The organism is Mesorhizobium sp. RSR565B (assembly GCF_054719465.1).
The window spans coordinates 635,255-650,119 of the sequence record NZ_JBTTIE010000001.1 but is presented as its reverse complement, the minus strand read 5'-3'; the positions used below and the strand labels follow the sequence as shown (position 1 = coordinate 650,119).

16 protein-coding genes are annotated in these 14,865 nt (G+C 61.6%); 8 read left to right on the top strand and 8 right to left on the bottom strand.

Going from position 1 to position 14,865, the window contains the following annotated elements; genetic code table 11:
* Positions 1 to 654: 654 nt before the first annotated feature.
* The 3 genes from ACYG9R_RS03300 to ACYG9R_RS03290 form a co-directional block, all read right to left on the bottom strand.
* Positions 655 to 855 carry a hypothetical protein gene (locus ACYG9R_RS03300; RefSeq protein WP_023684556.1) on the bottom strand — a complete coding sequence of 67 codons (201 nt, stop codon included), beginning with the start codon at positions 853 to 855 and terminating at the stop codon, positions 655 to 657.
* 289 nt (positions 856 to 1,144) lie between these two features.
* Positions 1,145 to 1,954, bottom strand: coding sequence for a L,D-transpeptidase (locus ACYG9R_RS03295; protein WP_023692792.1), 810 nt, complete (start codon positions 1,952 to 1,954; stop codon positions 1,145 to 1,147).
* Positions 1,955 to 2,129: 175 nt separating this feature from the next.
* Positions 2,130 to 2,792: a haloacid dehalogenase type II gene (locus ACYG9R_RS03290; protein WP_023673689.1), complete on the bottom strand. Its 663-nt coding sequence runs from the start codon at positions 2,790 to 2,792 to the stop codon at positions 2,130 to 2,132.
* 168 nt (positions 2,793 to 2,960) lie between these two features.
* On the opposite strand from ACYG9R_RS03290, the gene ACYG9R_RS03285 reads away from it, so the two are divergent.
* The 4 genes from ACYG9R_RS03285 to ACYG9R_RS03270 all read left to right on the top strand — a co-directional run bounded on the left by ACYG9R_RS03285 (position 2,961) and on the right by ACYG9R_RS03270 (position 6,104).
* Positions 2,961 to 3,839, top strand: a complete 879-nt coding sequence (locus tag ACYG9R_RS03285; protein ID WP_023692793.1) for a branched-chain amino acid aminotransferase — start codon at positions 2,961 to 2,963, stop codon at positions 3,837 to 3,839.
* Between the two features lie 105 nt (positions 3,840 to 3,944).
* Positions 3,945 to 4,547 (top strand): superoxide dismutase, encoded by a 603-nt coding sequence (locus ACYG9R_RS03280; RefSeq protein ID WP_023699276.1) that lies wholly within the window; start codon positions 3,945 to 3,947, stop codon positions 4,545 to 4,547.
* Positions 4,548 to 4,706: 159 nt separating this feature from the next.
* A complete protein-coding gene (locus ACYG9R_RS03275; protein ID WP_023824209.1) occupies positions 4,707 to 5,144 on the top strand; it encodes a c-type cytochrome in 438 nt (145 codons plus the stop codon).
* Positions 5,145 to 5,153: 9 nt separating this feature from the next.
* Complete coding sequence (locus ACYG9R_RS03270; RefSeq protein ID WP_023824208.1) at positions 5,154 to 6,104, top strand: cytochrome c; 951 nt, start codon at positions 5,154 to 5,156, stop codon at positions 6,102 to 6,104.
* 20 nt (positions 6,105 to 6,124) lie between these two features.
* Here the strand turns inward: ACYG9R_RS03270 and ACYG9R_RS03265 are convergent, their stop codons facing one another.
* The 3 genes from ACYG9R_RS03265 to ACYG9R_RS03255 form a co-directional block, all read right to left on the bottom strand.
* On the bottom strand, positions 6,125 to 6,514 hold the full coding sequence (locus ACYG9R_RS03265; protein WP_023673684.1) for an SET domain-containing protein: 390 nt from the start codon (positions 6,512 to 6,514) through the stop codon (positions 6,125 to 6,127).
* Positions 6,515 to 6,661: 147 nt separating this feature from the next.
* Positions 6,662 to 7,288, bottom strand: a complete 627-nt coding sequence (locus tag ACYG9R_RS03260) for a LysE family translocator (protein ID WP_023754808.1) — start codon at positions 7,286 to 7,288, stop codon at positions 6,662 to 6,664.
* Positions 7,285 to 9,432 (bottom strand): S9 family peptidase, encoded by a 2,148-nt coding sequence (locus ACYG9R_RS03255; protein WP_023824207.1) that lies wholly within the window; start codon positions 9,430 to 9,432, stop codon positions 7,285 to 7,287. The genes ACYG9R_RS03260 and ACYG9R_RS03255 overlap by 4 nt, the downstream gene beginning before the upstream one ends.
* A 114-nt stretch (positions 9,433 to 9,546) precedes the next feature.
* Here ACYG9R_RS03255 and ACYG9R_RS03250 point away from each other — a divergent pair, with 114 nt between their 5' ends.
* Positions 9,547 to 9,921 carry an SH3 domain-containing protein gene (locus ACYG9R_RS03250; RefSeq protein WP_023684548.1) on the top strand — a complete coding sequence of 125 codons (375 nt, stop codon included), beginning with the start codon at positions 9,547 to 9,549 and terminating at the stop codon, positions 9,919 to 9,921.
* A 412-nt stretch (positions 9,922 to 10,333) separates the two neighbouring features.
* On the top strand, positions 10,334 to 10,759 hold the full coding sequence (locus ACYG9R_RS03245) for a Ros/MucR family transcriptional regulator (RefSeq protein ID WP_023673680.1): 426 nt from the start codon (positions 10,334 to 10,336) through the stop codon (positions 10,757 to 10,759).
* A gap of 125 nt (positions 10,760 to 10,884) precedes the next feature.
* On the opposite strand, the gene ACYG9R_RS03240 is transcribed toward ACYG9R_RS03245, so the two are convergent.
* Positions 10,885 to 11,313: a SufE family protein gene (locus tag ACYG9R_RS03240; RefSeq protein WP_023684547.1), complete on the bottom strand. Its 429-nt coding sequence runs from the start codon at positions 11,311 to 11,313 to the stop codon at positions 10,885 to 10,887.
* 117 nt (positions 11,314 to 11,430) lie between these two features.
* Positions 11,431 to 11,799 (bottom strand): DUF5330 domain-containing protein, encoded by a 369-nt coding sequence (locus ACYG9R_RS03235; RefSeq protein WP_023732038.1) that lies wholly within the window; start codon positions 11,797 to 11,799, stop codon positions 11,431 to 11,433.
* Between the two features lie 532 nt (positions 11,800 to 12,331).
* On the opposite strand from ACYG9R_RS03235, the gene ACYG9R_RS03230 reads away from it, so the two are divergent.
* Positions 12,332 to 14,077, top strand: coding sequence for a sensor histidine kinase (locus tag ACYG9R_RS03230; protein ID WP_023732037.1), 1,746 nt, complete (start codon positions 12,332 to 12,334; stop codon positions 14,075 to 14,077).
* Entirely contained in the window at positions 14,052 to 14,840 is a 789-nt protein-coding gene (locus tag ACYG9R_RS03225) for a peptidoglycan-binding domain-containing protein (protein WP_023670159.1), read from the top strand. Before ACYG9R_RS03230 ends, ACYG9R_RS03225 begins: the two co-directional genes overlap by 26 nt.
* Positions 14,841 to 14,865: the final 25 nt, after the last annotated feature.

Genomic DNA, 14,865 nt, shown 5'->3' with positions numbered 1-14,865 from the left:
TTAGCCAAGGCTACCTGACTATTTTCCGATCTTATCTTACCATTCTGCCTAGTTATTGTGCATAGTGTGCCGTCGCAATCCAGCATTGTATTCCGAATATAGATCGCGCGGCCATTGACAGAGCTGGTCGACTATCTGTCATTGCCACGGACGATCCGGCAGCAGTTATCGCCCGAATCATGGCTTCTTTCCCTTGTGCTTCTTCATGGCGGTGGCCAAATGGCCTTGATCCGAAAATCCCGCGAGGTAGGCGACTTCGGCGATGGCGACCCTCCGGGAGCGATCCAGGGCTGCGGACAGAGCATATCCCGCTCCCCCGCATGGTTGCTCTTCTGGGATTGGCATTTTCGGGGATTATGTCCGAGGGCGTGCCGATCGACCCGATCGGCGCCTGCGCTGCGTTCCTGAACCTCGCCCGCATTTTTCATTCAGCCTTGCCTCAGCCGCTTTGCCAGCCCATCGAAATTCCGTGCCGTGCAAACAGCCAACCCGGAAATCCGGACGGTAATTTGTATCCCCCATAGTCCTGCCCAAAGGCAGCGTAGCGCATCCCGTGGATAGAAAAAACATTGTAAGTGAAGAAAAAAGTTCGCGCGAGAAAAACATGGCCTGGCTTGGCCGGCGCTACGGAATTATCCGGCTCACGCAGGCCTGCTAAAGATCGCCTCGGCGTTTCTCGTACAGATCCCAGGACAGCTCGACCATGGCCAGAAGAACGTCTTCCTGGCTCCACCCGGCGGCAACCGCCGCCTCGACAATTCCGCGGACGAGCGGCAGCAATTGGCGCTCGCATTCGGCCGACAGGTTGGCCTCGGCGCCGTCGGCAGGCGGACTATCGAAATCAAATCCCACCATCGGCGTTCCCCCGCCATCAATGATCTAATGAAATGTATGTCTCTGCAATCATACTCCCGTCTAATATACATCAATCGGTAACGAAACACAGCAGCGTCGAGATTGACAGGGCATGGCCGCCCCGATTGCAGCGGCTCCATGGTTCGTCTGGACGTCTTTTTTGGCCTCCTGTTGCCGGCATTGCACATCTTGGATGCGAACCCCAGGCATTCGCGTAAAGCTATCGGGATCCTGGCGAGCTTTGCCGCATGGAGCGGAACCTGCCGCTTCATGGCATCGATGAAGTCGATCAGGTCACCGGGCCGAGCAGGACCGAGCCATCCGGCACCCCGCCATCGATCGGGATGGCTCTGCGGTTTGCGCTCGCCGCCATCGGCTGGCCGATGTCGGACGTCACGATGACCGGGCTCTTCGACGGCACGCGGTCGTAGAGGTCGATGATGTCCTGATTTATCAGGCGCACGCAGCCTGACGAGACGGATTTGCCGATCGAGTTCCATTCCGGCGAGCCATGCAGGCGGTAGAGCGTGTCGACGTTGTCGTGGAACAGGTAGAGCGCGCGGGCGCCGAGCGGGTTCTTGAGGCCGCCGGGCATGCCGCCGTTCTTGGCGCTGTATTCTTCCAGTTCAGGCTGGCGGGCAACCATCTCATCGGGCGGCGTCCATTTCGGCCATTTCTGCTTCCACTGGACGACGGCGTCTCCCGACCATTCGAAGCCGGCGCGGCCGAGGCCGACGCCGTAACGGATCGCCTGGCCGCCTTCGCGCACCAGATAGAGGAAATGGTTGGTCGTATCGACGATGATGGTGCCTGGCCGCTGGCCGGTCGGATCGGGAACGATCTGGCGCAGGAACTGCGGGTCCATCTTCTTGATCGGGATGGCCGGGAGCTCGAACCCGCTGTCGGAAATCGGGCCGTACATCGTCGCATAGTCGCCGAGCGGCGGCTCGTCATAGGTCGGCGGTGGCGGTTCGACCGGCGCCGGCGCCGGTCCGGTGGTGGTGCAGGCGGAGACCGCAATCGAAGCGGCGCCAAGGGCTGCAGCATTCAGAAAGCCGCGACGGCTCAGGCGATAGGGGTCGATTTCGGTCTTCAACATGGTTGCCTTTTCTAAGTCTCGAATCGCAAGAAAGCGTGAATGCCTTCAAGCGGCGCAGTGGTCGGCCTCCCCCAATGCCTGACGCGATAGGCGGTTCCGATTCTGGCCTGAGGGTGGACAAACAAAGGCGAAGCTGTGACCGCCCTGCCACTGTTGCTCGAAGGCAACAGAGTGATCAGCCGCCGGTCAGCAGGCCTTCAAGCGACGGCAGGATCAGCGCCGGCGGGAAATCCCGGTATTCCTCGGGCTGGTTGGCGCGGTTGATCCATACGGTGCGAAAGCCGAATTTGGTGGCGCCGGCGACGTCCCAGCGGTTGGACGACTGGAACGAGACGGCGCCCGGATAGAGTCGCCAGCCCGTCGCCACCATGTCGTAGGTCGACGGGTCGGTCTTGAAGCGCCTGACGGCGTCGACCGAAAAGATATCGTCCAGCACCTGGTCGAGGGCGGCCGACTTGACCGCCGCTTCCAGCATCTCGGGCGAGCCGTTGGACAGGATTGCGAGCTTGGCGCCGGATGCTTTCAGCGCCTTGAGCACGGCCGGCACTTCCGGATAGCAGTCGAGCCGCCAATAGGCTTCGAGCAGCTTGGCCTTCAGTCCCTTGTCGGCGGAGGGAACCTTGAGCAGGGCGAAATCGAGCGCCTGTTCGGTGAGCTGCCAGAAATCGGCATAGCCGCCCATCAGCGTGCGCACCCAGGAATATTCCAGCTGCTTGGCGCGCCAGATTTCCGAAAGCAGCGGGCCGTCGGGGCCGATCTCGCCGTCATGACGGCGCACGGCTGCGTGCACGTCGAACAACGTGCCATAGGCGTCGAAAACGTAAGCCGCGTAATGCATGGCGACAGTTTTGAGGGCAGGCGGCGCAAGGTGCAAGCATCGATTGTGGTCTTGATCGCTTTCTTGGGGCGCTCTGGCCTCAACAAAAACCGCTCCATGCCGGTTGACGGCGCCGGTCAAAGCATCTTCCAATGCTTGGCACAGGCAGCTTTGAAGCGGAACCGAACAATGACACTGGTGACTGCGGCGCTATCGGCGACATGGACCTTCGTCGACGGCGACTGGTACGAAGGCAACGTCGCCATTCTGGGTCCGCGCAGCCACGCCATGTGGCTCGGCACCAGCGTCTTCGACGGCGCCCGCTGGTTCGAAGGCGTCGCCCCCGATCTCGAGCTGCATGCCGCCAGGGTGAACGCATCGGCGACCGCGCTCGGCCTCGCGCCGTCGATGAGCGCCGATGAGATTGTTGGACTGACCTGGGACGGGCTGAAGAAGTTCGACGGCAAGACAGCGGTCTACATCAGGCCGATGTACTGGGCCGAGCATGGCGGCTATATGGGCGTGCCGGCCGATCCGGCCTCGACCCGTTTCTGCCTCTGCCTTTACGAATCGCCGATGATCTCGCCGACCGGCTTTTCGATCACCGTGTCGCCGTTCCGGCGGCCGACCATCGAGACCATGCCGACCAATGCCAAGGCCGGCTGCCTCTATCCCAACAATGGCCGCGCCATTCTCGAAGCCAAGGGACGCGGCTTCGACAATGCGCTGGTGCTGGACATGCTGGGCAATGTCGCCGAGACCGGAACCTCGAACATCTTCCTGGTCAAGGACAGCCACGTGTTGACGCCGGCGCCCAACGGCACCTTCCTGTCCGGCATCACCCGCTCGCGCACCATGACGCTGCTTGGCGATTACGGCTTCAAGACCACGGAGAAGATGCTGTCGGTGCGCGACTTTCTCGAAGCCGACGAGATATTTTCGACCGGAAATCATTCCAAGGTCGTGCCGATCACCCGCATCGAGGACCGCGATCTGCAGCCCGGGCCGGTGGCCAAGAAAGCGCGCGACCTTTATTGGGAATGGGCGCATTCGACTTCCGCCGGTTGAGCCGCTAAAAGGCAATTGGCGCTTCATTCCGGAGTTGTTCCAGATCAATGCAGCCCTATCTTAATCCGGTATCCGCACCGGATTTTTCCATGAGGAGTATGACCGATGGCTTTTGAATTGCCCGCCTTGCCCTACGACTACGAGGCCTTGCAGCCTTACATGTCGAAGGAGACGCTGGAGTATCACCACGACAAGCACCACAAGGCTTATGTCGACAACGGCAACAAGCTGGCCGCCGAAGCGGGCCTTGGCGATCTGTCGGTCGAAGAGGTGGTCAAGCAGTCGTTCGGCAAGAATGCCGGCCTCTTCAACAACGCAGCCCAGCACTACAACCACATCCATTTCTGGAAGTGGATGAAGAAGGGCGGCGGCGGCAACCAGCTTCCGGGCGCCCTGCAGAAGGCTTTCGACGCCGACCTCGGCGGCTACGACAAGTTCAAGGCCGACTTCATCGCCGCCGGCACCACGCAGTTCGGTTCGGGCTGGGCCTGGGTCTCGGTCAAGGACGGCAAGCTGGCGATCTCCAAGACGCCGAACGGCGAGAACCCGCTCGTCCATGGCGCATCGCCGATCCTCGGCGTCGATGTCTGGGAACATTCCTATTACATCGACTACCGCAACGCGCGGCCGAAATATCTCGAGGCCTTCGTTGACAGCCTCATCAACTGGGACCATGTCCTTGAAATGTACGAAGAGGCGAAAGCCTGATCGACCCAGAGAAGCCCCGGTACTCCGGGGCTTTTCTTTCTCAGCTGAAGCAGCAGGCACACAAAATTCGGCAGAATCCGGCCGGCGGACAGGGAATAATCCCGGCCCGCCCTCCGTTAACGTTAGGTCGCGACCCCTCATCATCCTGGAGCCAATTGAATGAGAAAGCTTGTTATCGCCATCTCTATGCTCAGCCTCGCCGCCTCGGCGGCTTTTGCCGACCCGATCCTCGACCGACAGGGACTGATGAAGGAACGCGGCAAGATTGTCGGCGGCCTGTCGAAAATCGCCAAGGGCGAGGCAGACTTCGATGCCGCCGCCGTGCTGACGGCGCTGCAGGCGCTGCAAGTCAATGCCGAGAAGTTCGATGTCGACGCGCTGTTCCCGGCCGGCAGCGACAGCGGTGATACCACCGCCTCGCCCAAAATCTGGGAAGACATGGCGGGCTTCAAATCGACCGAGGACAAGTACCTCGCCGACGTCAGGGCCGCAGTCGCCGCCGCACCCGCCGATGTCGATGCGCTGAAGGCGCAGATCGATACGCTCGGCAGTGATTGCGGCACCTGCCACAAGACCTATCGGGTGAAGAAGAGCTGATCCCGGGCAATGCCCTTGTGGAAAAAATTTGTCGGCGCCGCCCTTGTCCTGGGCGTCGTCGGTGCCGGCGCCGGCTGGTTCCTGTCGGCGCCGGTCAAGCTCGACACTGGCACCCTGGCGCAGCTCGGCCCCGGCGACGCCGCCAGGGGGAAGCGCATTTTCAATGCCGGCGGCTGCACCTCCTGTCACGCCAAGCCGGGCTCGCAAGGCGACGGCCGTTTGCAACTGGTCGGCGGCCTCGAGCTCAAGACGCCGTTCGGCACCTTCGTGCCGCCCAACATCTCGCAGGATCCCAAGGACGGCATCGGCGCCTGGACGGTCGAGGACCTTGCCAACGCCATGCTGAAGGGCGTGTCGCCGTCGGGCGAGCATTTCTATCCGGCCTTCCCCTACACATCCTACGCCCGCATGAAGCCGGCTGATATTGCCGATCTCTATGCGTTCCTGAAGACGCTGCCGGCGGTGGCCGGCAAGGCGCCGGACAATTCGCTGAGTTTCCCCTTCAACATCCGTCGCGGCCTCGGCCTGTGGAAGCGGCTCTATCTCAGCAAGGAGCCGGTGATTGCCTTTGCCGATGGCACGCCTGATCCGGTACTGGCCGGCCGCTATCTGGTCGAGGGACCCGGCCATTGCGGCGAATGCCACACGCCGCGCGACGTCACCGGCGCCACCAGGAAGAGCCAGTGGCTGGCTGGCGCGCCGGCAGCCGAAGGCAGCGGCGTCGTGCCGAACATCACATCGGGCGAGGGCGGGCTCGGTGACTGGTCGGAAGCCGACATCGCCAACTATCTCGAAACCGGTTTTACCCCCGATTTCGACTCGGTAGGCGGCGCCATGGTCGACGTGCAGCGCAACATGGCCGAACTGCCGCCGGGAGATCGCGCGGCAATAGCCGCCTATCTCAAGGCGGTGCCGCCGCATCCCAACGGCTACCCGGTGCGCAGCAAGCCGGCCAAGTGATCCCGGCTACAGGTGGCCATCTACAGGTGGCGATCGCCGAGGAAGTCGAAGCCCGTCTCGAAGAAATGGCTGTAATTGCAGGTCAGTTCCTCGCCGGGTGCGATGTCGCGCAAGGCATAGGTTTCCTCGGGCGAGGAGACATCGCAATTCGGTTCGTCGTCATGGTTCATGTAGCGGGCGTCGTCGGCTTCGAAGACGATGTAGTTCGGATCCCGGCGGTCTGGATAGGAATAACGGTCGAGATAGTTCTTCACCGGGCCGCTCTCGCCTTCATAGGTCTCGACGTCGATGATCCGGTCGAATCTGGGGTCGAGCTTCCAGACCAGCGTGCCCTTGGCAATGTGGTTCCTGGCGAAAACCCCGATGCCCTGGATCGGTGATTTCTCGAGATAGGTGTCGACGAGCAACATAGTGGCCCCTTTGCGTATGTCATGGTCTGGAAGGTGGCGCGCATGGGTAGCGCGCAGCCATTGCAAATGCGAGTGAAAATGAGCAGCCCGGAATTGAAAAAGTGACGACCGGCGCGCCCCTCGACGGGCGCGCTTTTCGCTTCGACATCAGCGCTGCTGCAAGGCCAGACGAACGCCTAACGCGCAGTAGATGCCGCCAACCACCTTGCCTTGCCATTTCACCACCGACGGATTGCGGCGCAGGAACGTGCCGAGCCGGCCCGCACTCACGGCAAAGACGACTGTGCTGAAAAGGCCGAGCAGAACAAAGATTATGCCCAGCGTCATCAGCTGGAGCATCACCGATCCGTTTTCAGGCCGCACGAACTGGGGCAGGAAGGCAAGGAAGAAAAGCGCCGTCTTTGGATTAAGCACTTCGGTCAGGACAGCTTGACGAAACGCCTTGCTGGCGGAGATCGCGAGTGCACCGGCAGTAGGATCGGCCGGTATTCTCTCGATGATTGCGCGAAGGCCGAGGTAAACGAGATACGCCGCGCCGATGTATTTTACGACGCTGAACAGCGTTGCCGAAGTGGCGATGATCGCCGAAATGCCGACCATCGCCATGATGGTATGGAACACATCGCCAGCCGCGACGCCCGCGCCCGTCGCGACGCCAACCCTGGTTCCGGAACTCGTCGCTCGCGCGACCGTCAAAAGCGTGGCTGGGCCTGGAATAAACACAAAGCCAAGCACAACCGCTATGTAAGCCGTCAAGGTGGATAGATCGATCATTGCGACGCCTCCGTTGCATTCTCAGCCTTGCCCGTAACCTCGGGTTCGGGCTTGGCCGTAACCTTGAGCGCGAAGGAGTAGGTATAGGCGATCTCCTCCAGCCTTGAAAAGCGGCCGGAGGCGCCGGCATGGCCGGAATCCATGTTGATCTTGAACAGCACCGGATTGTCGCCGCTCTTGCGCTCGCGCAGCCGCGCCACCCATTTGGCCGGCTCCCAATAGGTGACGCGCGGATCGGTGAGGCCGGCCAGCGCCAGGATCGGCGGGTAGTCGTGATCGGCGACATTGTCATAGGGTGAGTAGGCGGCGATCGTTTGGTAATCTTCCGCCGACGCGATCGGGTTGCCCCATTCCGGCCACTCCGGCGGCGTCAGCGGCAAGCTTGCGTCGAGCATCGTGGTCAGCACGTCGACAAAGGGGACCTCGGCAACGATGGCGCCGAAATTTTGCGGCGCCATGTTGGCGATCGCACCCATCAGCATGCCGCCGGCCGAGCCGCCTTGCGCGACGATGCGGTCGTGTTGGGTGTAACGCTCGGCGACGAGATGCTGCGCGACGGCGATGAAATCGGTGAACGTGTTCATCTTGTGCGCCCGCTTGCCGTCGTCATACCAGCCATAGCCCTTGTCCTTGCCGCCGCGGACATGGGCGATGGCAAAGACAAAGCCACGGTCGACCAGCGAGAACCAGTTGGTGTTGAACGCCGCCGGAATGGCAATGCCGTAAGAGCCGTAGCCGTAAAGCAGGCACGGTGCGGAGCCATCGAGCGGCGTGTCGCGGTGGTGCAGCAGCGAGACCGGCACCAGTTCGCCATCGGCGGCCGACGCCATCAGCCGGCGCGTGACATAATGATCCGGATTGTGACCGGACGGCACTTCCTGGGTCTTCAGCAGCACACGCTCGCGGCTGCGCATATTGTAGTCGAAGACCTGCGCCGAGGTCGTCATCGACGAATAGGTGAAGCGCATGATCTCGGTGTCGTATTCATAGGACCCCGACAGGCCGAGCGAGAACGCCTCTTCGTCGAACGAGATCAGATGCTCCTCGCCGCTGCGGCGATCGCGAACGACGATGCGCGGCAGCCCTTCCTTGCGCTCGAGCCTGACCATATGATCCCTGAAGCCGACCACCGACAGGATCAGCCGGCCTGGCTCGTGCGCCACCAGCTCTTCCCAATTGGCGCGAACCGGGTCATTAGCCGGCGCCGTCATGATCTTGAAGTCCTTGGCGCCGTCGGCATTGGTGAGGACGAAGAAGATGTCGCCGCCTTCTTCCAGATCATATTGCAGGCCAGTCTCGCGCTTTGCCACCAGCTTTGGCTCGGCGAAAGGCTCATCGGCGCGCATCAGGTGATATTCCGAGGTTTCGTGATCGTTGATCCCGATCATGATCCATTCGTTGGAGCGCGTGCCGCCGACATCCATGAAGAAGCCGGGATCGGTTTCCTCATAAATCAGCCGGTCATTAAGGGGGCTGCCGCCGAGCGCGTGGAACAGCACCTTGGACGGGCGATGATTGTCGTCGAGCCTTGTGTAGAAGAAACCGTCATCGGCGGCATTCCAGACGCCGCCACCACTGGTGGCCTCGATCTGGTCGCTCAGTTCCTTGCCGCTGGTGAGATCGCGCACGCGAAGTGTGAAGAATTCAGAGCCCTTGTCGTCGAACGCCCACAACAGCTTGCGGTGATCGGCCGAATGGTCGACGCCGCCGAGGCGGAAATAGGGCTTGCCCTCGGCTTCCGCGTCGCCATCGAGCAGGATCTGCTCATCGCCGCCATCGCGCGGCATGCGGAAATAGCGGGGCTGTTCGCCGCCAAGCTTGAAGGATGAGCCGTAAGCATAGGGGCCATCCTTCATCGGCACCGTCGAATCATCTTCCTTGATGCGCCCCTTCATCTCGCCGAACAGCTGCTTCCGAAGCTCTAGCGTATCGGCCATAAGCACTGCTTGATAGGCGTTTTCGGCTTCGAGATGGGCGCGGATGCGGCCCTCAAGCAGGGAAGGGTCCCTGAACATCGCCTGCCAGTTCTCGGCCCTCAGCCAGGCATAGTCATCTGTGCGGGTAATGCCGTGATGCGTGTCGAAGACGGGGTGTTTCTCGGGGATCGGCGGGCTGGCGGACGGAAAAGCTGAGGTCTTGGTCATTGCGTCTCACTGAAGAAATTACTTGAATGGCAAATGAACACGCCGATCAGCGCGGGTTCAAGGGCCGGGATGTATTGGTTGCGGCGGGCTCGGGAGATGAGCCAAAAGGAGAGGATGATGAATTTCCATATCAACACCGCTGCGGCTCTCGCCGTCGTCGCTTCGACCGTTCTGGCTTTCACCGGCCAGTCTCATGCAACCGCGTTCGCCGCTTGGCAAGTGGCTGGCGTGCCGTTCGGCGACACGCTCAACGTTCGCAAATATCCGTCCGGCACCTCGCAGAAGCAGGCCGCCTATCCCAACGGGACGATCCTGCAGATGACCGGCAAGTGCACCAGCGGCTTGAATCTTCTGGAGATCGCCGGCCAGCCGCACTGGAAACAGAAACAGGCAATTCGCTATCAATGGTGTCAAGTTTGGCACGACCCGGCGCAAAATGGTGGTTTTGTTAGTGGCTGGGTCTATGGAAAATACCTCACGCCGTATTGAATCCGGTCAGACCGAAGATCTTCTTCGGCGTGTTTCGCCAACGCTTTGCAACTTGCGGTTTGGTACGAATCCGACAATCAGCCGCCCAAACCTCGAAGCATAGACCAAGCATCGCTGCCCGCTTTATGAGTCCTTGCTGATTTAGCGGTGGTGTGACCTTACGTCATGCTAGTCCTGGTCCGACCAGAAAATATCGCGAAGTTACAGAGTGCACGAAAGATTGAAGCTGAAGAGCGACTATTCGATGAATATCGTTGAATATAGCGCAAGATGCGAATTGACTTACTTTGTCTGTGGGCTCATTAAGATGCCCGGACGCGAATCCATGAAGCTCTTCCCGCGTGAAATTCGCGCCATGCCCGATCTTCCAAAAAGGGCGCAAACAGAAACATCCTTCGTTGGGGCCTAAACCATGGATATCGTCGAAACACCTTCCAGAAATAGCGATGCGCTGATCGAGCTGACCGCCGATGTGGTGGCAGCCTATGTCAGCAACAATCCCGTGCCGGTCGGCGAATTGCCGAACCTTATCGCTGATGTCCATGCCGCTCTCGGGCGCGTGGGCGGAGCAAGCGAACAGCCTCCGGCCGACAAGCAGAAGCCTGCGGTAAACCCGAAGCGCTCTGTTCATGACGATTACATCGTCTGCCTTGAAGATGGCAAGAAGTTCAAGTCGCTGAAGCGCCACCTGATGACTCATTACGGTCTGACGCCCGATGAATACCGCGAGAAGTGGAATCTCGACGCCAGCTATCCGATGGTCGCCCCCAACTATGCCGCTGCCCGTTCGCAGCTGGCCAAGAAGATGGGCCTCGGCCGCAAGCGCAAGGGGCGGTAACACCGCTCCAATGGACAAGATCAACGGCGCCCCTTACGGCGCCGTTTTGTTTCTAGAACAATTCCAGGAAAACTGCCGAGCGCTTTCTCTTGGGAATTGCGTCGAAAGAAGAGAAGATAGAGCAATCAAGCAGTCTGCTTGAGAGCCATCTCGGCGTCGCGCTTGATGCGCTTGACCATTGAGCGCAGGCCATTGGCCCGCTGCGGCGACAGATGTTCGTCGAGGCCAAGCGACCTCAGCGTCGCCTCGGCGTCCGTTTCAAGGATCTGGCTGGCAGTCCGTCCCGAAAACAGCGCCAGCATGATGGCGACCAGACCGCGTACGATATGAGCGTCTGAATCGCCTGTGAAGGTGATGACCGGATCGGCGCCCGGCGCTCGGCTCGTGGTCAGCCAGACCTGGCTGACGCAGCCCGGCACCTTGTTGGCGGCGTTGCGTTCGGCGTCGGGAAATGGCGGCAGCGCTTCGCCGAGCTCGATCACATAGCGATAGCGGTCTTCCCACTCGTCGAGCAGGGAGAAGTCGTCGCGGATCGTCTGGATCGTCGTGGCCATTGCTCGGGATATAGTCATCCGCGGCTGCGGCGTCACGGAAAAAGAAGAAAAGCACCGCAGGCATCGAGAGGTCCGACCGGCCTGCGGTGACGCTGTAGATACCAGCTGAAACGGTGTTTAGTTCTTCGCCACCAGCTTGGCAGGTATGTTGACTGTCGCCGGCAGCACGATGTCCTCGGCGACGCTGCCGGTGGCCAGCGATGTATCGGGCGAGGTCTCGGCGCTCTTGTCGTCCAGCATGGCGGCGGCGATCTTGGCGGTTTCCTTGGCCCGGGCGCTGATCGTATGCATCGCCGACTTGCCGGTTTCGCAGACGTCCGGCTTACGCTCGCAAATGCCGGCGATGTCGCCGACCGCTTCGCGCGCCGCAAAAAGCGCCTGGAACGGCCCGACGCTCTCGCGGCCATCCTCGTCGGGGCCGACGGTCAGCGGCAGCGCCAGCAACACCAGCGAAAACCAGAACGCCATTCTTATCAAAAAGCCCATCGATCTGCCCTCTCGTCCAATGACCGGATCATGCGTCCATGCGCAATGACCTCTTTATATCAGCGACAATGGCACATGAGGCGCAAAGGACGGCTTTCCTGCTCAGTGAAAATTTTCCTCAAATTTTAGGCAAATTCGAAGCGAGGCGTTTTGCAGTGCATTAGCCTCAAATGCCGACAATTTTCTTAACCTTGCAGTAACCATCTAAGCGATTGTTGCGCATGGATATCTTCAGAAGAGCAGGCATGCCGGCTCAGGGTTTCGCAGCCACGGGCACGCCCTTTGCACATAACGCTCCGTTTACTATGGCTACAAATGGCGGTGCATTCCGGTGCCGGCGCTCCAATTTTTGCCGCAGCGCGCTCGTTGTTCCGGTCAGCCTTATTCATTCCTTAAACGCTGGATGCGAGTTTCAAACAAGCAAAAGCGACCTGCAACGCAGGGGCAGTCACGACCGGGTGCGAGTGCGTTGAGTTTGACAACTGCCAGATATATTGAACTGCCTGGCGCGCTGGCGGCCGGTTGCGAACGCATGGTCCATCCGGCCATCATCGGCCAGGGCGATCGCCTGCGCCAGCGCCGGTTCATCGGCATCATGCTTGCCGCTCCGTTCTTCGCCGCCGGTGCGGCGGTGACACTGGTCACCTCGGGCATGGGCGCCGCCGTCACCGTCGCAACCATTTTCGCCGCCTTCGGTCTTTGCTGGTTCGCCGCCTTGCTGGTGGCGGCGTCGGGCAAGATGACGCTGGCAGCCCAGGTTGCCCTTGCCGCCGGCGGTCTTGCGCTTGCCGGCGCCGTCGCGGCAGCAGGCGGCCTGGCGTCGCCGGTTGCGCTGCTGGCCCTGGCACTGCCATTCGAGGCCTGGTGGATCGGCGGTTCAAAGCGCGCGGCACTTTGGGGCGGCCTCTCGGCCTTGGCCGCAATGCTGCTGCAGCCCTTTGTCGCCTCTGTCGTCCCGCTCGGCGGGGCGCAAGTCGCGGCGTGGCACTGGCTGCTGCCGCTCGCCTGGGGCCTGACGCTGGTTCCCCGGCTCGCAGCCCTAGGCGATGCCGCACGCGCGCAGCCCGCGCTGCTTCCAAACGACCGCCTTGAAGACATGATCGACGCCGTTGTCCTGCATGTCGCCCGGCATGGCGAGGTCCTGGATGCCTCAGCCAAGGCGCGCACCATCCTGAAGCTGCCGCCGGAACTGCTTTTCGGCGCCGGGCTGTTCGACCGCATCCACCTGTCCGATCGCGTCGCTTATCTCAGCGCGCTTGCCGACATGCGCGATGGCGCCCTGGCGCGCCGGCTCGATCTTCGGGTAAGGCTGCCGCAGGACGGCAGCGCCTCGACGGCCGACAATTACCGGCCATTTCAGCTCGAACTGATGCGTGCCGAAGAGCAGCAGGAGACCTTCACTCTGCTGCTGCGCGAGAACGACGAGACTGCCGAATTGCGCGACGAGCTTGCTGCCGCCAATGAGGCCGCAGCGTCGGCCGAGGTGGCAAAGGGCCGCTTCCTGGCGGTCGTCAGCCATGAGCTTCGGACGCCGCTCAACGCCATCATCGGTTTTTCCGACATGCTGCTGCATGAGATGTTCGGCGGCTTCAAGGACCCGCGCCAGAAGGAGTATGTCGGCCTGGTGAAGGAGTCGGGCCAGCATCTGCTTGCCGTCGTCACCTCCATCCTTGATGTCTCGAGGATCGAGGCCGGCGCCTACGCGACCGAGCCCGAACCGTTCCGATTCATCGAAGCGGTCGAGATGTGCCAGTCGATGATGCAGCTGCAGGCGAATGCCAAGAACATCGGTCTCCAGGCGCAGATTGCGCCGGACGCCGGGGAGATCAATGCCGACCGTCGTGCCGTGCAGCAGATCCTGATCAACCTCGTCTCCAATGCGGTCAAGTTCACGCCCGATGGCGGCAATGTCGTCGTCGGCGCCAAGCGGATCGGCTCGCGGCTGCATTTCTGGGTCAGGGACACCGGCATCGGCATCGCCGAGGAGGATTTTGTCAATCTCGGCAAGCCGTTCATGCAGATCCAGAACGACTATACGCGCCGCTTCGAGGGCACCGGGCTCGGCCTGTCGCTGGTCAAGGGCCTGGTGGCGCTGCACGACGGCACGATGTCGATCGAAAGCATGCCGGGCGAGGGGACGACGGTCACGATCAGCCTGCCGGTGAACGGGCCGAAGAGGAGCGCGACCGAGAGGAACGGCGTGCTGCCGATGCCCGCGACCAGGACGAAAGGCGACGCGAAAGGGGACAGGAATGGCTCGCTCCGCAAAACAGCCTAAGGCGGTCAAGCGCCGCAGCGGCGCGTTCGAGGCCGGCGCGATTGCGCTGGGCGGCGCGATCTCGCGCAATCCGGTCCTGGTCGGCGGCTCGACCGCCTTCCTGGTGACGCTGTTCTACGTTTCCGCCAACGCGCTGTGGTACCAGCCGTTTCCGCATGCCGGCGCCTTCTTCGCCACCCGCAGCATCGAGGGTTTTCCGCACCCCGGCGCGGACGAACCCGAAACCACCATCAACATCCTGCGGCCCGGCCCGGCTCCGGTCAAAAGCGATCCGACCGTCGAGCAGGTCCAGGGCATCCTGAAGGATCTCGATTTCTACACGGGAACGGTCGACGGCATTTCCGGGCCGAATACCCAAAAGGCGATCCAGGCATACCAGCAGAAAGTTGGCCTGCCGGCCTCCGGTGAGATCGACGCCGTCCTGCTCGACCAGCTCGGCGCCAAGCAGACAACAGCTGGCATCCCGCATCCTGTGCCGAGGCCCGTGGATATGGCCGCCGCTCGAGTTGCCGCGCCCGAGGCCGCGCCTGCGCCCATCCCGGTTTCCGCGCCGGTATCCGCCCAGGCGCCCGATGCCCGCATCGTCAAGATCCAGGCCGGCCTGAAGGCATTCGGCAATGACGACATGCAGCTCGACGGCGTCGTCGGCGCCCGCACCAAGGCGGCGATCAAGGAATTCCAGTCGCTATTCGGCCTGCCGGAAACGGGCGAGCCCGACGAGGTCGTCTACGTCAAGATGCGCGAGATCGGCCTGACCAATTGAGTGGTCAAGACGACCGCTCGCGGAT